Source organism: Massilimicrobiota sp. An134, from assembly GCF_002160815.1.
GTDB classification, from domain to species: Bacteria; Bacillota_I; Bacilli_A; order Erysipelotrichales; family Coprobacillaceae; genus Allocoprobacillus; species Allocoprobacillus merdigallinarum.
Window position 1 is genome coordinate 63,631 of sequence record NZ_NFLH01000007.1, and the last position, 20,286, is coordinate 83,916.

Below are 20,286 nucleotides of genomic sequence, written 5' to 3' on the forward strand. Positions count from 1 at the left end.
AAATGTGTTATCAATATTACAAGAAATGCCTGTTCTTATTTTTATCGGAGCTATTATTTTTAATTGGTTTTCTACCTTTCTAGGTGCTTCTTTGGTTTATTTCACAAATAAAGAAAATAAACATCTGGTCTCTATTGCTTTAGGAAGCAGTGCGGGTATTATGATTGCTGCTTCATTTTTTTCCTTAATTTTACCTGCAATGAACCTTTTAGAAAATATGAATAAATGGTATCTTATGATTATTCCATTTGGTTTTTTATGTGGTGTTGCATTTTTAGCTTTATGTGATCATTTCTTGCCACATAAACATATGATATCAGGTGAAATAGAAGGTCTTCAATCACGTTTTTCTAAGAATCAATTATTAATGCTTGCTATGACATTGCACAATATTCCTGAAGGCTTGGCTGTTGGCGTCGCTTTTGCCAGTGCGCATCAACAGTTTATTCCAGCATTGGTTCTTTCCATTGGAATAGGTATTCAGAATTTTCCGGAAGGGACAGCTATTGCACTCCCTATGCATCAATATGGAAAAAGTAAATTCATATCTATGATGTACGGACAATTTTCAGGGATTATTGAAATTCCTTCAGCCATCCTTGGATATATCTTTGCTTCTTTGATTCAAAATATTCTTCCATTTGCCTTAAGTTTTGCAGCTGGTGCTATGCTGTTTGTCTGTGTGGAAGATATGATCCCAGAAGCCTGTTGCCAACATCAGATTGATATAGGTGCGCTGTCTTGCATGATTGGCTTTGCAGTGATGATGATTTTAGATATGATGTTATCTTAATCACTCTATTTTTTACTATTTTAACAAATTTTATAAAAATAATTCGTTAAATGCTTATTTTTATTTTATTTTTAAAAAAATGATTGACAAACAATTTTCATTTATTTATGATAAATGATATATAAAACAAAAAGCAATGATGTGACGAAGTAAAAATTTCTGTGACATAAGAGATATGATGGCTGGTGCGAATCATACGAAAAGAAATTTTGAATACACCACGGAGCTATTACTTTGATAAGGGGTAATCGGGGACATAACGTTATTTATGTAAAGTTATTCAACTTATAAAGGTTATAATTGTGAGATTATAATAAATTGAGGTGGTACCGCGTTCACTCGCCCTCTTGGGACGGGTTTTTTTGTTTTATAATCTTAAAAATGAGGAGGAATAAAATATGATCAAAAAACTATCTGTATTATTATTGACAATGGGGTTGCTTTTAACAGGATGTGCCAGTGAAACAACTGGAACAAAAGAATTATCTGAAGTCAAGATTGGGGCTATACAGTTTGCACAACATCCTGCATTAGATAAAGCATATGAAGGATTTAAAGATACTTTAATCGAAGCTGGTGTCAAAGAAGAAAACATTGATTTTCAAAATGCCAGTGGTGATCCTTCCAACTGCCAGACAATTGCTGAAAAATTTGTCAATGATGGTGATGACTTGATTTATGCTATCGCAACTGATGCCTTACAGGCTGCAGCTAATAAAACAACTGATATTCCTATTGTAGGAGCTGCTGTTACTGATTTTGAAACAGCAGGTGTTGTCAAATCCAATGAAAAACCAGAAACAAATGTCACTGGAGCTAGTGATTTAAATCCAATCAAGGAACAATTAGAACTCTTAAAGACATTGATTCCTGATGCTAAGAAAATCGCAATTTTCTATTGTAGCGATGAAGCAAACTCCGTATATCAAGGAGAAATTGCTTTACAGGCTGCAAAAGATTTAGGACTAGAAGCCAGTGAAGTGACAGTATCTAATGATTCGAGTGCTATTCAACAGGTTGCACAATCTATGATTGGTCATTATGATGCTGTTTATATTCCAACTGACAATCTTCTTGCTTCTAATATGGCAACTGTTGCACAAGTAACAAATGAAAACAATCTGCCAGTGATCGTTGGTGAAGAAAGTATGTGTGAAAATGGTGGTCTTGCAACTTTGAGTTTAGATTACTATACTGTTGGTCAAAATGCTGGAAAACAGGCTTTAGCTATTCTTAATGGTGAAGCTCAAGTAGAAGAAACACCTGTCACTTTTGTTGAAGGAAAAGACTGTCAATATTTTATTAATCAAAAAGTAGCTACTCAATTAGGTATTGATATTCCTACTGAGCTGAATGCAACTATGATTGGAGAATAATTATGGCGATATTATTATCTTTACAGGGAGCCATTGGTCAAGGTATTTTATGGGGAATTATGGCTCTAGGTATTTATTTAACTTTTCGCATTTTAGATATTGCTGATTTATCAGTTGATGGCAGTTTTGCGACCGGAGGAGCCGTTTGTGCTGTTGCACTGGTCGCTGGTGTACATCCCTTAGTTGCCATCATTTTGGCAACACTGGCTGGTTTTTTAGCAGGATTTATAACAGGATTTTTGCATACCAAATGTCAAATGCCTGCCATTTTAGCTGGGATATTAACACAGCTTGCACTCTATTCTATTAATTTAAGAATCATGGGAAAAAGTAATATTCCATTATTACAGTCTTCTACGCTTTTTAAAGATTTAGCTAATGTCATTCCATTAACATCACAATGGATTACAATCTGTATCGGTCTTGTCTTTAGTTTCATTGTGGTGGCTGGTATTTACTGGTTTTTAGGAACCGAATTTGGTTCATGTTTAAGAGCAACTGGAAATAATGAAAATATGGTGAGAGCCAATGGTGTCAATACTGATACGATGAAACTTTTTGGTTTAATGTTAAGTAATGGACTTGTCGCTATGAGTGGTGCTTTGGTCACTCAACAACAAAGTGTAGCTGATGTCAAAATGGGAACAGGTGCCATTGTCATTGGTTTGGCTTCCATTGTCATTGGTGAAGTGATTTTTGGTAAAAAAGCTGGTTTTAAATTACGTTTAACATCTATTGTTGTGGGTTCTATTATCTATCGTATGATTGTAGCAATTGTTTTACAGATGGGATTAAATACAGATGATTTAAAGCTTTTAACTGCTTTGATTGTTGCCATTGCACTGACTGTTCCTGTCATTATTGATAAAAAGAAACGTTTAACAATGTATAAAAAATTAACAGGAAAGGAATTTGAAAATCATGCTTAAATTAGAAAAAGTTTCTAAATCTTTCCATGTTGGAACTCCAAATGAAAAATGTGTCATTAACAAACTAGATTTAGAACTCAAACAGGGAGATTTTGTGACTGTGATAGGTGGCAATGGTGCTGGGAAAAGTACCCTTTTAAACCTTATTGCTGGGGTTTATCCTATTGATTGTGGAATCATGACTTTAGATGGTCAAGATATATCTTTATCGCCTGAATATCAGCGTGCCAAATTCATTGGGCGTGTTTTTCAAGATCCTATGATGGGTACGGCTTCTGATATGCAAATTATTGAAAATCTAGCGATGGCTGCACGTCGTGGTCAAAAACGTAGTTTACACTGGGGTGTAACAAAAAAAGAAAAAGAAGAATACTATGAAATTGTTAAAGCCTTAGGGTTAGGCTTAGAAGACCGTTTAACAACGAAAGTCGGCTTATTATCAGGTGGACAGCGTCAAGCCTTAACACTTTTAATGGCTACGCTCAATAAACCTAAGCTGTTATTACTGGATGAGCATACAGCAGCATTAGATCCTGCTACCAGTACAAAAGTTTTAACTCTGACAAAACAGATCGTGACTGAGCAACATTTAACTGCCATGATGGTTACACATAATATGAAAGATGCCATAGATATTGGAAATCGTCTCATTATGATGTATGATGGTCGTATTATTTATGATGTTCAAGGTGAAGAGAAAAAACAATTAACTGTGAATGATTTGCTTAAGAAATTTGAAGAAGCCATTGGTGAAGAATTTGTCAATGATAGAATGTTATTAGGCTAGTTATCTAGCCTTTTTTTAATGACAAATAAACGTTCTTTTTCCACAACACAATAAAAAACCTCATGATAATCATGAATTCCAGCTTCTTTCAACTTTTTAATCAACCAATTTTCATCACGATTCATTAACTGCAAGATTTCATAATTAATTTGACCATCACTAATAATGGCTGCTGGTGCTTTCACTTCACTGTTTTTCGTTTCAATCACAGATAACTGACCATCTGTTTCTAACACTGCAAAGTCAACTTCTGATAAAGAACCAATCCCCTGCTCTCTTAAATGATGACAAAGATCATCAACACTATATTTTAATGAAGCCATTTTCTTTTGATTCAGTTTTCCTTGAAAGACAATAAAGGTTGGATGTCCTTCTACCATCTTTTTAAAAAATGGACTCTTTAATGAAATCAGCGTAAATAGCTTATCCATAAAAACAATGACTAAAACTGCAAGTGCTGCCTGTAAAAAGTTAACATTTTCATTTCCAATTGAAATTGTCATCAATTCACTAATAATTAAAAATACAATTAAATCTGAAACACTGAGTTTACTCATTTCTTTTTTACCTAAAAAACGAATCATCAAGACAAGTAAAATATACGTTCCAAAACTTTCTATAAAGATTTCTATATATTTCATAAAAGAAAACTCCTTTGCATACAGTATATTAGGAGGAAACCATGAAACAAACACTACGTACTTATATTTATACATGTTTAATTTTTCTCATTCCTTTTATACTTATCTCTCTTATTCTTTCCCTTTTATCTTATTTCATGCAAATCAATCATTTATTTATTCAAATCATTCTGCAAGTATTCGCTTATATGACACTTATTATTGCAGCGTTATATATGACATCACATTTACCTGATCATCGCATGAAACACTGTTTATTCTTTTCTCTCTTGTATTTTTTAATAAGCTTATGCCTTCATCTTGATGATATTCAATATGTTCATTTGATTTTCAAGTCATGCATATTTTTATTGATTGGCTTTTTTAAAGAAATCAAAACACGTACGATTGCATAAAAAAAGGAACTTATCTGAAATGAATCCAAATTCAATCATAAAGATTCACTTCAGGACAGTTCCTTTTTAAAATAATAATAAGCATGAAAAGAATACTGCTACTACTATTAATATGACATAAGGTATACGTACTAAACAAGCCAACGCTGTATTTTTCTTTAAATCATTAACCATAGAATCTTCTAATACTCCTACAAACAATGTTGCTGCAGCAATATTAAAGAAATTTAATGGTCCCAAATAAAGTTCCAGTGTACTCATAGGAAGAATAAAAGCATAGATGCCGTTGACAACAACAACAATGATTAAAAAGACAACCCACAATGTTAACACTGTTCGATTAAATTGACGACTTTCTTGCATATGATCACCACCTACTTCTTTGCCATAATTATTATATACTATTTTCATAAAAATAACAAACATACAAACGTTTCACTATAAAATTATTGGATTTTTTATTAAATTCCCCTATAATATAAGAAAGAAATATGAAAAATTGAAAGTGAGGGGTTGTCAATGATACATATTGTCTTATGCTGTGCAGCTGCCATGTCAACAAGCTTATTGGTAGAAAAAATGAAAAGAGAAGCGGATTACCAAGGAATTCGTGTTGATATAAGAGCTGTTGGAGTTCATGATGTTCATCAGGCTACAGATGCCAATATCATTTTATTAGCTCCACAAGTGAAATATATTAAAAAACAATTACAAAAAGCTTTACCAGATATACCAGTTATGGATATTTCTATGCGTGATTATGGAACAATGAATGGTAAAAACGTATTCCAAAATGCTATGGCAATGATTGAACAAAATAAATCGGATGAGATGGGATAACCATCTTTTTTTATTGAAAAAAAAAGATGATGTCAGTACATCATCTAAGCCATATATTCAATCTTTAAAATTTTGACTTCATATGGTTCAGCCACCCCGACTGAAACAATTTCATTGATACCATGATCAAGAATAGCTTTTGCTAGAGGTGATTCATTTGAAATTTTACCATTTAATGGATCTGTTTCAAATGTCCCAACAATTGTAAAAGTTTCTTCTTGAGCATCTGCTTCAGATAAATCTAAAATTGTAACAGTAGCACCAGGTTTCGCAACTGTGCTATCTAATTGTGATTCATCAATAATTTGCACATGTAGTAACATTTGATCAATTTCTTTGATTCTCGCTTCAATATGTGCCTGTTTATCTCTAGCTGCATCATAATCAGCATTTTCTGACAAGTCACCTTGAGAACGTGCTAATTGCAACTCTTCAATAACTTTTGGTCTTTCAACATTAATTAATTGTTCTTTTTCCTGTTTTAATTTTTCAACCCCACTTTGGGTTAATAAAACTGCATCATGATCCATATCTATTCACCTCGCAGACTATACTATAACATAAATACCTTGAAAATACTAGCATTTCTCATGTAAATTTTCATTATTCATCGACAATACTTTTAATCTTTGTCATCAATAAATCAACAGCAACATGATTACTTCCACCCTCTGGAATGATAATATGTGCATATTTTTTAGATGGCTCTATAAACTGTTCATGCATTGGTCTAACAGTCTTTAAATACTGTTGACATACTGAGTCCAAACTTCTTCCTCTTTCTTCAATATCACGTCTTAAACGTCGAATAAAGCGAATATCACTATCAGTATCTACATAAACCAAAATATCACAAAGTTCCCTTACAGTCGGTTCAGCCAAAACAAAGATTCCTTCCAAAATAATAACATCGCGACCTTCAATCACTTCTGTGACTTGACTACGTGTATGTAAAGTATAATCATATGTTGGTTTTTCTATACGTTCTTTATTCTTCAACTTCTTTAAATGCATGACTAATAAATCTGTATCAAAAGCCAGTGGATGATCATAATTTGTTTTTACACGTTGTTCAAAAGTGAGATGACTCTGATCTTTATAATAGTCATCTTGTCTGATAATTTTGACTTTGTGATGTCCTTTAAAATAATCATAAAGCTGCTTTGCGATAGACGTCTTCCCCGATGCACTTCCTCCTGCTATTCCAATAATAACGGCTTGCTCTCTCATACATTTCTCACCTTTCTTCCCATATCATTGCTTAAAACCTGATAAGGTATTTCTACATAAAGAATTTCCATTGGATGATTAGCTACATCAATCTCTTCCATATCTTCATTATAAAGTTTTTTGACAGTAAAGCAAAGATTATCATGATGAGGTGAGAAAACTTCAATCTGATCACCGATTTTAAAATAGTTTCTCTGTTCAATCTTAGCCAGCTTTGTTTCTTTATCATAATCTACAATACGCATAACAAATTCCTGTGTTGGATGTTCATCACGCATATTAAACAACTGTTCATTGACAGTAGGATGTTCATAATAAAAACCATGACAGAAAGCACGATTGGCTGCTTTCAACAATTCTTTTTCAAAATAATCACTTTGTTGGAAATGATCAGGATCTTCACAATAGGTATCTATTAATTTACGGTAAGTCGATACGACTGTCGCAATATAATGAACTGATTTCATTCTTCCTTCAATCTTAAATGAATCTACTCCCAGCTCAATAAGCTCTCCAATATGTGCAACAAGTGACATATCTTTGCTGGACATACTAAATGGCATATCATTTTCCTGATTAACCAATTCACCATCCTGATACAAGTCATAATACCAGCGACAAGACTGTGAGCAACCGCCACGATTGGCATCTCGTCGACTTAAATAATTAGAAAGCATACATCTTCCTGAATAATGGATACACATGGCTCCATGAATAAAATATTCGATATCCACATCAACTTTATCCATAATACGTTTTAAATCATCATACGTCACTTCACGCCCTAAGACAACACGATCCATTCCCATATTCTGATAAAAAGAAATCGCCTGACTATTTAAAGTCGAAAGCTGTGTAGACACATGAACTTCCAAACCAAGTTTCATATCTTTAGCTATTTTCATGATATATGGGTCTGCCACAATAATAGCTGTTACCCCTATCTCATCTAATTTTTTTAAATAATCTTTTAATCCCTCTAAATTATCCTGATGTAAAATAATATTACAAGTGACATGAATATGCGCTCCATACTTTTTCGCAAATTCTACACCTTCTTGAATATCTTCTAACGAAAAGTTTGAAGCCTGAGAACGTAACGAAAATTCTTTTCCACCTACAAATACAGCATCAGCCCCATACATAATAGCCACCTTTAATTTTTCTAAGTTTCCTGCTGGCGCAAGCAACTCTGGCTTTTTTATAATTTTTCTTTTTCCATTAATGATTTGACTGATTTTTCTCATGATCCATCTTCCTTACATCTTCTAATTTATAAACTGTCTGGTCAAATAAAAAGCCACGATCAATAGGTGTTTTTAACTGATAAAGAAGTTGCATATAAGCTTTGACATCTCTATCATAAGTCTGTTTTTCAAAGCTCTTTAAAGCATCACTATATAACGAAGCAACTTCAATAGCCTCTTCATCACTCATCATCAAAGTTTCAATGTATAAATATTCAAAACTTTGAATTTGATTCAATAAATCTAACATATATAATCTTGTCTTTGAAAAAATATGTGTTCCTCTTTCATTTTCATAAATATGAAAAACATAATCTGAATTTCGTGGTTGAATAGTTAAACGTGTCTGACTCTTATGATCAAAAGCCAATCCTGATGCTTCCTGATAATTTGTCAATAAAGCACGTTTACTCGCTGCAATATATTCTACACCATGAACTTGTAGCATCAATGGCATATGAACTTGCTGATGAATTGATAACTGCTCTTCTAATGGAATGACACGTGCCAGTTGAGCACTTGTCACACCTTGTTGCTTTAAGACATTTAATGTCATAGCATTGGTATTTAATGTTTCTGGGGCATACATCATATCAAAGTGATACCCCTTATTTTTCACAATCTGTAAAACACCAAAATCTTGAAATAAAATGCCATGTATTGCCATCTTTGATAAAGCATCTATATAAGCTTCAACTGCTTCAATTTCATGTTCATCATATAAAGCATTCACTGCCACATAAAATGAGCACTGTGGGTATTGTTTCACCATTTGAGATATATCATCTAATGAAAAATAAGAGGGAGCATAGAAAGAATATTGGCCACCTAATATAAAACAATCAATACCCATAGATACATAGTCATAAAGTCTTTCTTTACGATTAAGTGATATTATTAATTTCATTGTTCATCCTTTCTTCGAATTACACAGATTCCATCACCAACTGCATAATATTCAACATCATATGCATCATGTTGAAAAATCCAGTCCTTGAATCTTTTGATTTTTTTAACTAACTGTCGTGTATTACGATTTTTAATATGATCAATATCAAAAATCATACCATGAAAATCTAAATTATCAACAATAATGATTCCATTTTTTTTCACAAAAGGAACATATTTTTCAAAAAACTTCTGATACTGAGCCTTAGCAGCATCAATAAACAAACAATCATAAGGAGCGAATTGAAGTTTATCTGTTTGAAAAGTTAAAGCATCATCATGATGAATTATAATTCTTTTTTCTAATCCATGTTCATGAATATGCCTTACCGCTTCTAAATAACGCTGTTCATCAAGTTCAATGGTTTCTACACATAAATGTTCAACATGTGTTGTCATCATCATCGCTGAATAACCAATAGCAGAACCTATTTCCAGACATGATGTTGCTTTTCTTTCTTGAAGTTGTTCAATCAAAAAGAGGATTCCCTCTTTTTGCATAACTGGTATATTTCTTTTTAATGCATCCTGTTCTAATTCTTCTAATGTCATCATATTAATACCATCTATTCTCCTCTACTATTTTCTGGTGCTCCTTATAAGTACGACTATAAATCACTGTACCATCTTCTTTTGCAAAGAAGTAATAGTAATCATGATGTTCATATTGAATACATGCTTCTATTGTGACTTTAGAGATTGTACTAATAGGTCCTACTGGTAATCCAGTATATTTATATGTATTATATCGAGAATCAATTTGTGTGTGTGAAACACTCACATCAACACCAGTTCTTTGCCATGCATAATTCACTGTAATGTCACTTTGCAATAACATATCTTTATTTAAACGATTGATAAAAACACCTGCAATTTTAGGACGATCTTCATCAAATAATGATTCTCTTTCTACAATAGAAGCAAATGTTAAAAACTGATGTGGTGTCCAACCTAATTTTTCAATATCATCCTTATATTCAGATAAACGCTCATCCATCATATCTAATGCGAGTTTTGTCATACTTTTTAAATCAGGTTCCTGTTCTGTAATATAATAAGTTTCAGGATAGAGATAACCTTCCAATGGATATAAAATATCTTTATCTAAAATACTTTCATCTAAAAACCAGTATTCTTCAATTAATGACTGTAAATATTCCTGATCATCCCACTGCTTAATCACTTCATCAGCAGATATATTTAAAATTTCAGCAAAACTTTCAGCAACTTCTGGAATCGTTGTTCCTTCCTTAATTGTCAATTTAGACGACAATATATACTTAAAGTCTGGATTTTCAATAATAGAGAAAATCTCAGATAATGACATATTTTTATTGAATACATATGTATTGGCCTGTAAACGATCATAGTGATTTAATTTGAGAAAAATCTGACCACATAATTTATTGTTCACAAGTCCAGCATCTTCTAAAGTATTAAGCATCTGTGAAGCTGTTGAACCTTGTTCAATGGTTACAATCACTTCTTCATCTTTTGATGAAGATGCAGAAATACCCCAATTATAGAAAACAATTATACCAATCATACAAGCAATAATGATGCCACCAACAATATAAATGATTTTTTTATTCTTCATAAAATATCCTCCATCATTTATTTATTATAGGTTATTTGACAGGATTTATCAACTTTCCTTCTTTTTTTATCATCATAGATAAAAAAAGAGCATAAAATGCTCTTATACACCTCTTCCTTCAATTAAGCAAACAGGCTCACTCACCATATAACTAAAATGTGTTTCAAAAAGAACACCTTTTGATTCACCACGTCTGACTTCAAACGATTCAATTGAACCACCTTTTTGAGAAGCCACAACAATATATTTATCAATCACAAGAATCATACTTACAGGTTTTTCATCTGTATCAGTGTTATCTACAGCTGTCAACATTCCTGTATCCAGATCCACTTCAAAAGTTGTCACAGAGTCATGTCCACAGTTTGATACAAATAAGTAATCACCTTTTTCATTAATGAGAATATCACCAGCAGTATTTTGACCAATATATTCATCTGTTGGGTAAGTCTTGACTGTCTGAACAAAAGTAAATACGCCATCTTCATAACGATAAACATGAATTTCACTTGTTAATTCACTTAGAACATATGCAAATTGTCCATCTGGTGAAAAAATAATTTTCTTTGGTCCTGAACCAGGTTTCACTTTAAATGTTAATTCATCATTACGCTGAAGTCTTCCTTTTTCACCAATATCATAAAGAACAATTTCATCTGTTCCTAAATCACAAACAACTATCCATTTTTGATCAGGTGTAGCCTCAATAAAACAAGGATGGGCTTCATTTTGACGTTTCTCATCTACGCTACTTCCCTGATGTTTAATTGTTTGTACAACTTTGACAATTTTTTGTTTCAATATTGGAATCACAACAACTTCACTGTTGTAGTAATCCACAGCATAGGCACATGTACGATCTTCATTAACATAACTGTCTACATATGTCTTTCCATGATCTGTTGATTTACCAGCCAAACCAAATTGTAGATCCATTGAAGCATATTGCCATAAACCGCCATCAGTTGGTCTCCCTGTATTATTTTTATAACATACATAGATAAAACGTTCACGTTTAGAAATGGCTATTGGATTCGCTAATGATTTATAAAATTTCTTTTTTAAAATCTCACCATTATCAATATCTATATGAAAAACATAAATTCCTCTAGTTAAATCATTACCATAACTTCCTACAAAAATTGGCTTTACTTTTCGTTTCTTAAAAAACAATCCCATTTTTATCCTCCTTAATAAAGAAAGGTAACTTTCGTTACCTCCTGATACTAATCCATGTCTTGAGAGTTCTCATCTTCTTCATCTTCAGCCATAAAGCTATTGAAGACTTCTTCAATCATATCCCATTCATCAGGTGTTTCAATTGGATATAAATTCCCATCATCATCATAAATAGATGAATAGACTTGAGCATCCTCATCATTTGCATCATAATATAAAACATATTTTTTTCCTGTATCTTCACTATCAAAAGTAAAGAGTACATCAAATTCTAATTCATTACCGTCATCATCAATGACTTGTATTTTATTAACGTCCATGACTATCTCCTTTGACCATCTAAGTATCCTTGTAAAATTTGTACAGCTGCCATTTTATCAATAACTTTTTTTCTTTTTTTGCGTGAAACATCAGCAAAAATCAATTGATTCTGTGCCATAACAGTTGTTAATCTTTCATCAACCAAAACAACCTCGACATCCATCATCTTTTCCAGCCTCTGTTTAAAAGCCATTGAAATTTGTGCTCTTTCCCCTAAATCCCCATTCATATGTTTGGGTAGACCAAGCACAATTGTATGAATATGATGTTCTTCAACAATCTGTTGAATATGTTTGGCAGCATCCTTATAGTTATTTTCTTCAAAACGATAGGTTTCTACACCATGGGCAAGCATACCAAGAGCATCACTCATCGCAATGCCGCAAGTTCTCGAACCTAAATCTAATCCTAATATTTTTTCCACTATTTAGACTCCAAATAAAATTTAACAAGTTCTTCAATAATTTCATCACGATCAATCTGTTGAATAATTGATCGAGCCCCTTTATGACTTGAAATATATGCAGGATCATTAGAAATCAAGTATCCTGCAATTTGATGAACTGCATTATATCCTCTTTCATCTAAAGCATTAGCAACTGTCATTAAATGAGAATGGATAACTTCTCTTTTAATTTCTTCAGAATTAAATAGACGTGTTTGAGTAAAATCTTTTCCCATTTATACGACCTCCCATCTATATAATCTATATTACACTAAATCATTGCAAATTGCTAGTAAAACTTAGAATTGCGCTTTGATTTGTGAGATAGCTTCATCCATATGTGAGCGATCAGCACATCCTCCTTGAGCAAAGTCTGGTTTTCCACCACCACGACCAGCAGTCACCTGATTGATTGTCTTGATCATCTCTCCTGCTTTATATCCAGCTTGAACCATAGATTTTGTTAATCCTACAAAATAAGATATCTTACCTTCATATTCATTGACCATAATCACAAAACCATGCTGTAACTGATCACGAAGGTCAAAAGCCATTTGTTTAGCTAAAGCAACTTCTTTAGATTCTTGAACATATAAGAATTGTACACCATTTAAATCAACAATATTTTTAGATTGTTCCTTTGCAGATAAAGCATTGATCTGATCTAAATATTGATCTCTTTCTTTTTTGATTTCATTAGTTTCTTCAATGAAATGTGTAACTTTTTCAATTGTTTCATTCTTATTTTTAATCTTTAATAAGTCTTGAACTTGATTTAAAAGTGTTTCACTATTTTTAAATGCCTGATAAGCCTGTAATGATGTAACAGCTTCAATACGTCTTACACCAGAACCTACACTTTCTTCACTGACAATTTTAAAGATTCCAATTTCAATACTATTAGAAACATGGCATCCACCACATAATTCCTTAGAATAATCACCAACGCTGACAACACGCACTTCATCACCATATTTTTCATCAAATAAAGCCATAGCACCTGATTGCATTGCATCATCTTTACTCATTAACTGAATATCAACATTCAATCCATTGAAGATTTGTTCATTAACCTGATCTTCAACTTGCTGTAATTGTTCTAAAGTCATTTTTTGAGGATGAGTGAAGTCAAAACGCAATCTTTGATCATCTACATATGATCCAGCCTGTGAAACATGTTCTCCTAATACATTCTTTAAAGCTTTTTGTAAAAGATGTGTTGCTGTATGATTATGAGTAATAAACGCACGTTTTCTTGTATCAACATATAAAGTTAATACATCTCCCACACGAATTTCACCTTTTTTAACGTTAACTATGTGTAAATGTTGTTGATGAGGTGCTTTATGAACATCTTTAACTTCAATTTCTGTAGAATCATTAGACATCATTCCTGTATCAGCACATTGTCCACCCATTTCAGCATAGAAAGTTGTCTGATCTAAAATGATTTCACCTTGGCTATCAATCACATCACATTTCACACCCTCTTGGAATGTTGCAATGACTTTCGCCTGAATTGGTGTTGGATTATAAATGAATGTAGATGGGGCATCAAATGCCATTAAATCCGGCTTTTGTGATGACATAGATTCTAAATCACCACGAGCATTACGTGCACGTTCCTGTTGTGCTTTCATTTCTGCTTTGAAACCTTCTTCATCCACTTCAAAACCAGACTCTTCAGCAATTTCCACAGTTAATTCTAATGGGAAACCATATGTATCATATAATTTAAAAGCATCTTGACCATTTAATAAATGATTTTGGCTTTTTTGTAACATCTGATTTAATAGTTTTTCTCCATTAGATAATGTCTTATGAAAAGCTTCTTCTTCTTTTTTAACTAAACCACTTACATATTCCACTTTAGCAGGTAGATAATCATAGAAATCTTTCATGATATCCGCAACCACACCAACAAGTTCATACATAAATGAATGATCAATACCAATCTTTTTACCATAACGTACTGCACGTCTTAAAATTCTTCTTAAAACATAACCACGTCCAGCATTATCAAATAATGCACCATCGCTTAATGCAAAAGTCACAGTACGAATATGATCGGCAATCACACGATAAGCCATTTTATTTTCTTGATATGGAACCTTTGCAAGCTTTTCAGTCGCATGGATAATTGGTAAGAATAAATCAGTATCAAAGTTTGTTTCTCCCTCTTGAATAATGCTGACTAATCTTTCTAATCCCATTCCTGTATCAATATTTTTTTGTGGTAATTCTTTATATTCTTTACGATCAATAGCTGGATTGCAGTCATATTGTGAAAAGACAACATTCCATACTTCAATGTAGCGATCATTTTCCATTTCATCAAAGAATAATTTTTCTCCTAATCCTTCTGGATCATATTTTTCTCCACGATCATAGAAAATTTCTGAATCTGGTCCCCCTGGACCTTCTCCGATTTCCCAGAAATTATCATCTGTTTTTAAAATATGACTAGGATCAACATGACAAACTTCTGTCCAGATACGATAAGCTTCTTCATCATCAGTATAAACACTGATATAAAGTTTATCCTTATCAAAACCAATCCATTCAGGACTTGTTAAAAACTCCCATGCAAAAGGAATAGCCTCTGCCTTAAAGTAATCTCCAATTGAGAAGTTTCCTAACATTTCAAAGAAAGTATGGTGTCTTGCTGTTTTCCCAACATTTTCAATATCATTTGTACGAATTGATTTTTGTGCATTCGCAATACGATTACATGCTGGCTTTTCAGTTCCATCAAAATATTTTTTTAATGCTGCAACCCCTGCATTGATCCATAATAATGTTGGATCATTATGTGGGATTAATGATGCTCCAGGTTCAATCATATGTCCTTTTGATTTGAAAAAATCCAAAAACATTTGTCTGACCTGATTACCTGTTAATTGTTTCATGATTTTCCTCCTTTTAATAAAAAAAGTCATTCCTGAAAAGGAACGACTATCATCGCGGTACCATCCTCATTCATAATGAATACTCATTATGCTCTTTGATCGTTAACGCCGATTTACGTTGATGTTTGCATCACTCTTAGAAGGTAGCTTTCTTTACAAGTATCCAGGAATTTTCACCAGCCATTCCCTCTCTTCAAGATCACTTATAAATACTTTTCTTCTTCAACGATTTGACTTTGATATTATACTTAATTTTTAATGAAAAATCAATCATTTTTAAAAATAAGGTGAATCCTCGATTCACCTTATCTCAATTACATATCACGACGTCTTCTTATAACCATATATGCGATTGCCGCAAGAGAAATTCCTGCACCTAATGCATAAATCATGATTGGAGAAGAATCCCCAGTCTTCACTTCTGTAGATTCTGTTGTCTTATCAGGTGTTGTTTCTGTTGGTTTATCAGGTTTTACATCCACAACAATATCTGGACCCTTAGAATCATCAGTTGGTTTATTATTATCATTATCACCAGGATTCACAGGATCTGTTGGATTAGTTGGATCTGTCGGATCAGTTGGGTCTGTTGGATCACTATCATCTAAAACCGTTACTTTTATAGTCTTTGTTGTTGTTTTAGTACCACGATTATCAACAGTACAATCAGTAATTGAATATGTCACTGTATATACACCAGCTTTATTGACATCAACATTACTTTCAACTTTTAAATGATCAATGATATTTCCCCAATCGTTGACATTCCATTCTCTATCAGAAACTTCAACATAGTCATAAGGATCAAATTCATCTCCAACATGAATAGTTACATCATCAGCTTTAATAACTGGAGCATCGTTTTTATACCATACAGTTATTGTTACATCACCTTGCATAGTACCTACTTCATTTTCAATACCTTCAACTCTATCAATATGGTATCCCTTAAGTCCTAATTTAGAAGCTGATTGGCTTACGTCATAATCTTCACCTATTGTAAATTCATGAATACGTGCTTCTCTTAATTCTTCACCAGTATCTGCATCTTTATAGTTAATAGTTACTGTACCTGTACCAGTTTGTTCAGACCATACTAATGCAAATGGACTGAATCCAGAGCGATCAACTGTAAATTTAATACCATATTCAGTTTTGTCAATTTCCATTGGTTCAAGTTCACAATCCTTAATAGCCTGTTCAACATCTTCCTGACCAGTAATACCATATTCACGATGTAAATCTTTGTAGTGAACTAATTTAAAGTCTGTATCTTTATTAGTTCCTTCAGGATATGGTAAATACACTGTTGTTCCATTACTTGCAGAAACCCAAGCATTTCCATTATAAGCATCAACTAAATCTAAGTAATGGAAATCAAAATGAACTAATGTACCTAATTCATCTTCCATTTCTAAGAATTCTTTTGCTTTATTTTCCATCAATTCTTGACGATTATCGCCTTCTTCTGTCAATAGAGAATCATCTAATAATTGAATACCAGCAGCTTCAACTTGACGATTTTCATCATTATTTGTATAGAATTTTGGATTTGTACCATTTGCAATAGCTGTTGCATGTTCTACTTCTGAAGTTATTTCATTTTCCTTTACCAATAGATGAGTAGTTGTCCCTGAAATTGCTCCTCTTTTATCAGAAGTATGACGTACAATTAAAGAACCACCTTCATCACTAAGATTTACTATATTACCATTAACAAGCACATCTTCATCTTTAAGACCATTCTTCCAAGAAAATGTAGCAGTGTATTCTCCTGCTTGTCTATCATGTGTAACTACTTTGCCATCTTTATCAGTATATGTAACTTCAAGATTAGCCATCAACTGATCAATTAATCGTCCGTCGTTTTTAGACATTTCTTGTTCTTTAATTTTTAATGATATAAGATCACCATCATCACCAACATCAACAGAATTAATTATTGTAAAATCTGGTAATCCACCATTATCATATGCTTCATCACCTTGTCCACCACCAGTATAAACAGTAATATCATCTGGATTTAAAGTGTATTCATTATTATTGAAAAGCATGACTGCGTAGGCTTGATTTGCTGTAAGATTCTTAAGAGTAATAGGAATCTGATCAACATTTTCAACTTCTTCAATTGTCACATCAGCATTTTCTTGAGGAGTACCATCATCATTGACAGGCATATATACTACATATAATCCTGTTTTCTTTGGTGTTGATGTTGGATCAAGTTCAAAAGAAAATTCCGTTGTTGATGGTTGAACCCAAAGAGCATTAGATCCTACTTGAGACCATCCAACATATCGTTCATTAACTTCCGCTGCAAGTGCATTTTGCGCTTCTGATGTAGCACATCCTAAATTGACATCTGCATATCCTTCTGGAAGAATCACAGTTCCGGCACTTACACTAATTCCTCGTTTTTCACCAAGAACATTCGAACTGATATGCGTATATTCATAGCCTGCTTTTCCATCTCGTTCTGCTACTGCGTAACCACCTGATGCAGAGATTTGAGAACTACCTGAACCATTACCAGTGATCGTTCCGCCATTTAATTCAACAAGTGATTCACCTTCAACCGTATAAGAAATACCATAGCTACCATTATCGGCAATGGTTCCACCATTCATAATAAATGTAACGCTTCTCCAGTTAGTTTTACCACTCACTTGTACACCATAACTTGAATTACGTGCAATTTCTCCACCATTCATAACAACTAATGAACTGTTATTTACACGGATTCCTAAACCAGTATTGTCAACAATATGAGCCGTTGATTCAATCATACATTCTGGTCGTCCACCACCTTGGTTTGCCATATAAATCATACCTTTAGATGCTTTATTATTTCGAATCGTACCACGAATGACATAATGTGAACCATTATTTGAATAGATCAATCCACCGGCACTAGTTGTTTGACAATTTTCAATAACACCATTTTCACCCAATTCAATTAAACCATACCAAGAACGATATAACCAAGATTCACCAGAATTACAATCAGAGATAATACCATCTAATAAAATTTTATGTGTATAACCTTCATCATTAGTTAAATCATCAAAATGTACAACTGGGATACCATCAACCTTTGAAATATGTGATCCTTTATCTGCAGTAAAATTACAATATTGTGACCAAATGGCACTATTGTTACCAGCAAATTCACCTGTAACATTATTGATTTTACCTGTACTTGTTAATGTGGCTTCACCACCAGAACGCAAATGAACAGCAATACCATTTTGTCCGTGCCATGCAGCATCAGTTCCAGCAATATTTTGAATCGTTCCACCGATATTAGCTATACCACTATCAACAAAGACAGCTCGACCATTCATGGTTGCATCATTAATTCCACCAATGATACCACCCTTCATATTAAGTGTACCACCTTGTAACCATATAGCTCCACCAGGCCCAAAACTTCCAGTTTTACCTTTTTCTCGAGTGATAGTTGTGTCATCTATAATCTGACTACCTTCTTCCATAACTAGCACACCACTAGCTAAACGCACAGCAGACATACCACCATAGTTTTTAAGTACTGCACCATTACCTAATGTAATAGTTCCAACACCATTATAAGTTGCTATGATACCATCTTGAACGATGTCTGTATTTTGAACTTCTTTACTACCAACTGTAGTATGTCCATCACCTTCTGAATCTGCTTGAATAAAATAACTACCTTCTTTTTTACCAGCATCATCAAGAACAATATTCGTTAATGTTAATGATGCTGTACCTGTTCCATCTGTACTATCTACTTCTATTAATGCAGGATTATATGTAGAACGTGCTGCATCTTGAATCTGACCAAAATCATCTCCACGTGTTAAAGTATATGGTCCCCCATTACCACTTGTAATCGTAAGATCTTTACCATAATAACGTGCACTACTGTACATAGTTAAATCAGACATAACATAAATAGTTGCACCATCTTTAGCTACATTTACAGCATTTGCTAAAGTTGCGACCGGAGATTCTTGTGTCCCAGCACCTGTTTCATCACTACCTTCAGCTGAAACATAAACAACGTCTAAAGAATTTTCAGCAGCTTTAGAAGTAACATCTGCTTTTTGAGTAGGTGTTGTTTTTTCAACTGTTGGCTGTTGTTGAGTTGTTGTTTCTGAAGCTGTTGGTTGTTGCTGAACTGTTGTTTCTGAGGCAGATGCTTCTTGATCATCTACTTCTGATTCAACAATTTCAGTAACTTCAACAGTCACTTTTTCTTCTTTGACTTCCTGTGTTTCACTATCAGTATATGAAATAGTGAAAACATAAGTATTATTTCGATCAACACTATATGTATATTGTGTTAAATCTTCAACCGTTATAGATTCATCAGGATAAACAACTTGATTGACAACAATATCTTCATCAACATTGAGTTGAATCTGAACATTTGATGAATCTTCATTTGCTATTTTTTCTACACTATAAAAGCTTTCTCCCACTTCAGCATAAACTTTATTTGGAAGCGTCTGTGTAGAATAACCAAATATCATAAATAATACTAATATAAAGCATAGTAATTTCTTTTGCATAATAGCTTTTCAACTCCTTTTACTCAAAATAAAATTTCAATAAATGGATCTATTATTTTTTCATATACTTATTTGATAGAAAGAAGATTGACT

General features: G+C 33.1%; 20 protein-coding genes and 2 other annotated features. Of the genes, 6 read left to right on the forward strand and 14 right to left on the reverse strand.

What is annotated here, in order from left to right; all coding sequences use genetic code 11:
- Positions 1–4 precede the first annotated feature (4 nt).
- From B5E79_RS04785 to B5E79_RS04800, 4 genes are all read left to right on the forward strand, one after another.
- The gene (locus B5E79_RS04785) at positions 5–793 is read left to right on the forward strand and encodes a ZIP family metal transporter (RefSeq protein WP_087297160.1); all 789 of its coding nucleotides are present in this window, start codon (positions 5–7) and stop codon (positions 791–793) included.
- Between the two features lie 127 nt (positions 794–920).
- Positions 921–1,143: a binding site (T-box leader), on the forward strand.
- Positions 1,144–1,191: 48 nt separating this feature from the next.
- A complete protein-coding gene (locus B5E79_RS04790; RefSeq protein ID WP_206080662.1) occupies positions 1,192–2,169 on the forward strand; it encodes an ABC transporter substrate-binding protein in 978 nt (325 codons plus the stop codon).
- Positions 2,170–2,171: 2 nt separating this feature from the next.
- Positions 2,172–3,098: an ABC transporter permease gene (locus B5E79_RS04795; protein ID WP_087297161.1), complete on the forward strand. Its 927-nt coding sequence runs from the start codon at positions 2,172–2,174 to the stop codon at positions 3,096–3,098.
- Entirely contained in the window at positions 3,091–3,885 is a 795-nt protein-coding gene (locus B5E79_RS04800; RefSeq protein WP_087243159.1) for an ABC transporter ATP-binding protein, read from the forward strand. Before B5E79_RS04795 ends, B5E79_RS04800 begins: the two co-directional genes overlap by 8 nt.
- Here B5E79_RS04800 and B5E79_RS04805 read toward each other — a convergent pair.
- Entirely contained in the window at positions 3,882–4,526 is a 645-nt protein-coding gene (locus tag B5E79_RS04805) for a DUF421 domain-containing protein (RefSeq protein ID WP_087243158.1), read from the reverse strand. The genes B5E79_RS04800 and B5E79_RS04805 overlap by 4 nt on opposite strands.
- A 41-nt stretch (positions 4,527–4,567) precedes the next feature.
- Here B5E79_RS04805 and B5E79_RS04810 point away from each other — a divergent pair, with 41 nt between their 5' ends.
- Positions 4,568–4,921: a DUF3792 domain-containing protein gene (locus B5E79_RS04810; protein WP_087297162.1), complete on the forward strand. Its 354-nt coding sequence runs from the start codon at positions 4,568–4,570 to the stop codon at positions 4,919–4,921.
- Between the two features lie 66 nt (positions 4,922–4,987).
- Here B5E79_RS04810 and B5E79_RS04815 read toward each other — a convergent pair whose 3' ends face one another.
- Positions 4,988–5,284, reverse strand: a complete 297-nt coding sequence (locus tag B5E79_RS04815) for a hypothetical protein (RefSeq protein ID WP_087297163.1) — start codon at positions 5,282–5,284, stop codon at positions 4,988–4,990.
- Between the two features lie 156 nt (positions 5,285–5,440).
- On the opposite strand from B5E79_RS04815, the gene B5E79_RS04820 reads away from it, so the two are divergent.
- Complete coding sequence (locus B5E79_RS04820) at positions 5,441–5,761, forward strand: PTS sugar transporter subunit IIB (protein WP_087297164.1); 321 nt, start codon at positions 5,441–5,443, stop codon at positions 5,759–5,761.
- A gap of 44 nt (positions 5,762–5,805) precedes the next feature.
- Here the strand turns inward: B5E79_RS04820 and greA are convergent, their stop codons facing one another.
- The 12 genes from greA to B5E79_RS04880 all read right to left on the reverse strand — a co-directional run bounded on the left by greA (position 5,806) and on the right by B5E79_RS04880 (position 20,193).
- Positions 5,806–6,291, reverse strand: a complete 486-nt coding sequence (gene greA / locus B5E79_RS04825) for a transcription elongation factor GreA (protein ID WP_087297165.1) — start codon at positions 6,289–6,291, stop codon at positions 5,806–5,808.
- Positions 6,292–6,364: 73 nt separating this feature from the next.
- Positions 6,365–6,991 (reverse strand): uridine kinase, encoded by a 627-nt coding sequence (udk, locus tag B5E79_RS04830; protein ID WP_087243153.1) that lies wholly within the window; start codon positions 6,989–6,991, stop codon positions 6,365–6,367.
- Positions 6,988–8,238, reverse strand: a complete 1,251-nt coding sequence (locus B5E79_RS04835) for a peptidase U32 family protein (RefSeq protein ID WP_087243152.1) — start codon at positions 8,236–8,238, stop codon at positions 6,988–6,990. Before B5E79_RS04835 ends, udk begins: the two co-directional genes overlap by 4 nt.
- On the reverse strand, positions 8,213–9,145 hold the full coding sequence (locus B5E79_RS04840; RefSeq protein WP_087297166.1) for a peptidase U32 family protein: 933 nt from the start codon (positions 9,143–9,145) through the stop codon (positions 8,213–8,215). Before B5E79_RS04840 ends, B5E79_RS04835 begins: the two co-directional genes overlap by 26 nt.
- Positions 9,142–9,741, reverse strand: coding sequence for an O-methyltransferase (locus B5E79_RS04845; RefSeq protein ID WP_087297167.1), 600 nt, complete (start codon positions 9,739–9,741; stop codon positions 9,142–9,144). Before B5E79_RS04845 ends, B5E79_RS04840 begins: the two co-directional genes overlap by 4 nt.
- A 1-nt stretch (position 9,742) precedes the next feature.
- The gene (mltG, locus tag B5E79_RS04850) at positions 9,743–10,783 is read right to left on the reverse strand and encodes an endolytic transglycosylase MltG (protein ID WP_087297168.1); all 1,041 of its coding nucleotides are present in this window, start codon (positions 10,781–10,783) and stop codon (positions 9,743–9,745) included.
- 102 nt (positions 10,784–10,885) lie between these two features.
- Positions 10,886–11,962, reverse strand: a complete 1,077-nt coding sequence (locus tag B5E79_RS04855; protein ID WP_087297169.1) for a lactonase family protein — start codon at positions 11,960–11,962, stop codon at positions 10,886–10,888.
- A 47-nt stretch (positions 11,963–12,009) separates the two neighbouring features.
- Positions 12,010–12,282, reverse strand: coding sequence for a DUF1292 domain-containing protein (locus tag B5E79_RS04860; protein ID WP_087297170.1), 273 nt, complete (start codon positions 12,280–12,282; stop codon positions 12,010–12,012).
- 2 nt (positions 12,283–12,284) lie between these two features.
- The gene (gene ruvX / locus B5E79_RS04865; protein ID WP_087243146.1) at positions 12,285–12,707 is read right to left on the reverse strand and encodes a Holliday junction resolvase RuvX; all 423 of its coding nucleotides are present in this window, start codon (positions 12,705–12,707) and stop codon (positions 12,285–12,287) included.
- Positions 12,707–12,964: an IreB family regulatory phosphoprotein gene (locus B5E79_RS04870; RefSeq protein ID WP_087243145.1), complete on the reverse strand. Its 258-nt coding sequence runs from the start codon at positions 12,962–12,964 to the stop codon at positions 12,707–12,709. The genes ruvX and B5E79_RS04870 overlap by 1 nt, the downstream gene beginning before the upstream one ends.
- Before the next feature lie 63 nt (positions 12,965–13,027).
- Positions 13,028–15,637 (reverse strand): alanine--tRNA ligase, encoded by a 2,610-nt coding sequence (gene alaS, locus B5E79_RS04875; protein WP_087297171.1) that lies wholly within the window; start codon positions 15,635–15,637, stop codon positions 13,028–13,030.
- 35 nt (positions 15,638–15,672) lie between these two features.
- Positions 15,673–15,872: a binding site (T-box leader), on the reverse strand.
- A gap of 79 nt (positions 15,873–15,951) precedes the next feature.
- Positions 15,952–20,193 carry an immunoglobulin-like domain-containing protein gene (locus B5E79_RS04880; protein WP_087297172.1) on the reverse strand — a complete coding sequence of 1,414 codons (4,242 nt, stop codon included), beginning with the start codon at positions 20,191–20,193 and terminating at the stop codon, positions 15,952–15,954.
- Between the last annotated feature and the right edge of the window lie 93 nt (positions 20,194–20,286).

What these genes read in the sequence shown, in the direction of transcription:
- B5E79_RS04790 (WP_206080662.1), top strand. Translation starts at nt 1,192, where the DNA reads ATGATCAAAAAACTATCTGTATTATTATTGACAATGGGGTTGCTTTTA.
- B5E79_RS04795 (WP_087297161.1), top strand. Translation starts at nt 2,172, where the DNA reads ATGGCGATATTATTATCTTTACAGGGAGCCATTGGTCAAGGTATTTTA.
- B5E79_RS04800 (WP_087243159.1), top strand. Translation starts at nt 3,091, where the DNA reads ATGCTTAAATTAGAAAAAGTTTCTAAATCTTTCCATGTTGGAACTCCA.
- B5E79_RS04805 (WP_087243158.1), bottom strand. Translation starts at nt 4,526, where the DNA reads ATGAAATATATAGAAATCTTTATAGAAAGTTTTGGAACGTATATTTTA.
- B5E79_RS04810 (WP_087297162.1), top strand. Translation starts at nt 4,568, where the DNA reads ATGAAACAAACACTACGTACTTATATTTATACATGTTTAATTTTTCTC.
- B5E79_RS04815 (WP_087297163.1), bottom strand. Translation starts at nt 5,284, where the DNA reads ATGCAAGAAAGTCGTCAATTTAATCGAACAGTGTTAACATTGTGGGTT.
- B5E79_RS04820 (WP_087297164.1), top strand. Translation starts at nt 5,441, where the DNA reads ATGATACATATTGTCTTATGCTGTGCAGCTGCCATGTCAACAAGCTTA.
- greA (WP_087297165.1), bottom strand. Translation starts at nt 6,291, where the DNA reads ATGGATCATGATGCAGTTTTATTAACCCAAAGTGGGGTTGAAAAATTA.
- udk (WP_087243153.1), bottom strand. Translation starts at nt 6,991, where the DNA reads ATGAGAGAGCAAGCCGTTATTATTGGAATAGCAGGAGGAAGTGCATCG.
- B5E79_RS04835 (WP_087243152.1), bottom strand. Translation starts at nt 8,238, where the DNA reads ATGAGAAAAATCAGTCAAATCATTAATGGAAAAAGAAAAATTATAAAA.
- B5E79_RS04840 (WP_087297166.1), bottom strand. Translation starts at nt 9,145, where the DNA reads ATGAAATTAATAATATCACTTAATCGTAAAGAAAGACTTTATGACTAT.
- B5E79_RS04845 (WP_087297167.1), bottom strand. Translation starts at nt 9,741, where the DNA reads ATGATGACATTAGAAGAATTAGAACAGGATGCATTAAAAAGAAATATA.
- mltG (WP_087297168.1), bottom strand. Translation starts at nt 10,783, where the DNA reads ATGAAGAATAAAAAAATCATTTATATTGTTGGTGGCATCATTATTGCT.
- B5E79_RS04855 (WP_087297169.1), bottom strand. Translation starts at nt 11,962, where the DNA reads ATGGGATTGTTTTTTAAGAAACGAAAAGTAAAGCCAATTTTTGTAGGA.
- B5E79_RS04860 (WP_087297170.1), bottom strand. Translation starts at nt 12,282, where the DNA reads ATGGACGTTAATAAAATACAAGTCATTGATGATGACGGTAATGAATTA.
- B5E79_RS04870 (WP_087243145.1), bottom strand. Translation starts at nt 12,964, where the DNA reads ATGGGAAAAGATTTTACTCAAACACGTCTATTTAATTCTGAAGAAATT.
- alaS (WP_087297171.1), bottom strand. Translation starts at nt 15,637, where the DNA reads ATGAAACAATTAACAGGTAATCAGGTCAGACAAATGTTTTTGGATTTT.
- B5E79_RS04880 (WP_087297172.1), bottom strand. Translation starts at nt 20,193, where the DNA reads ATGCAAAAGAAATTACTATGCTTTATATTAGTATTATTTATGATATTT.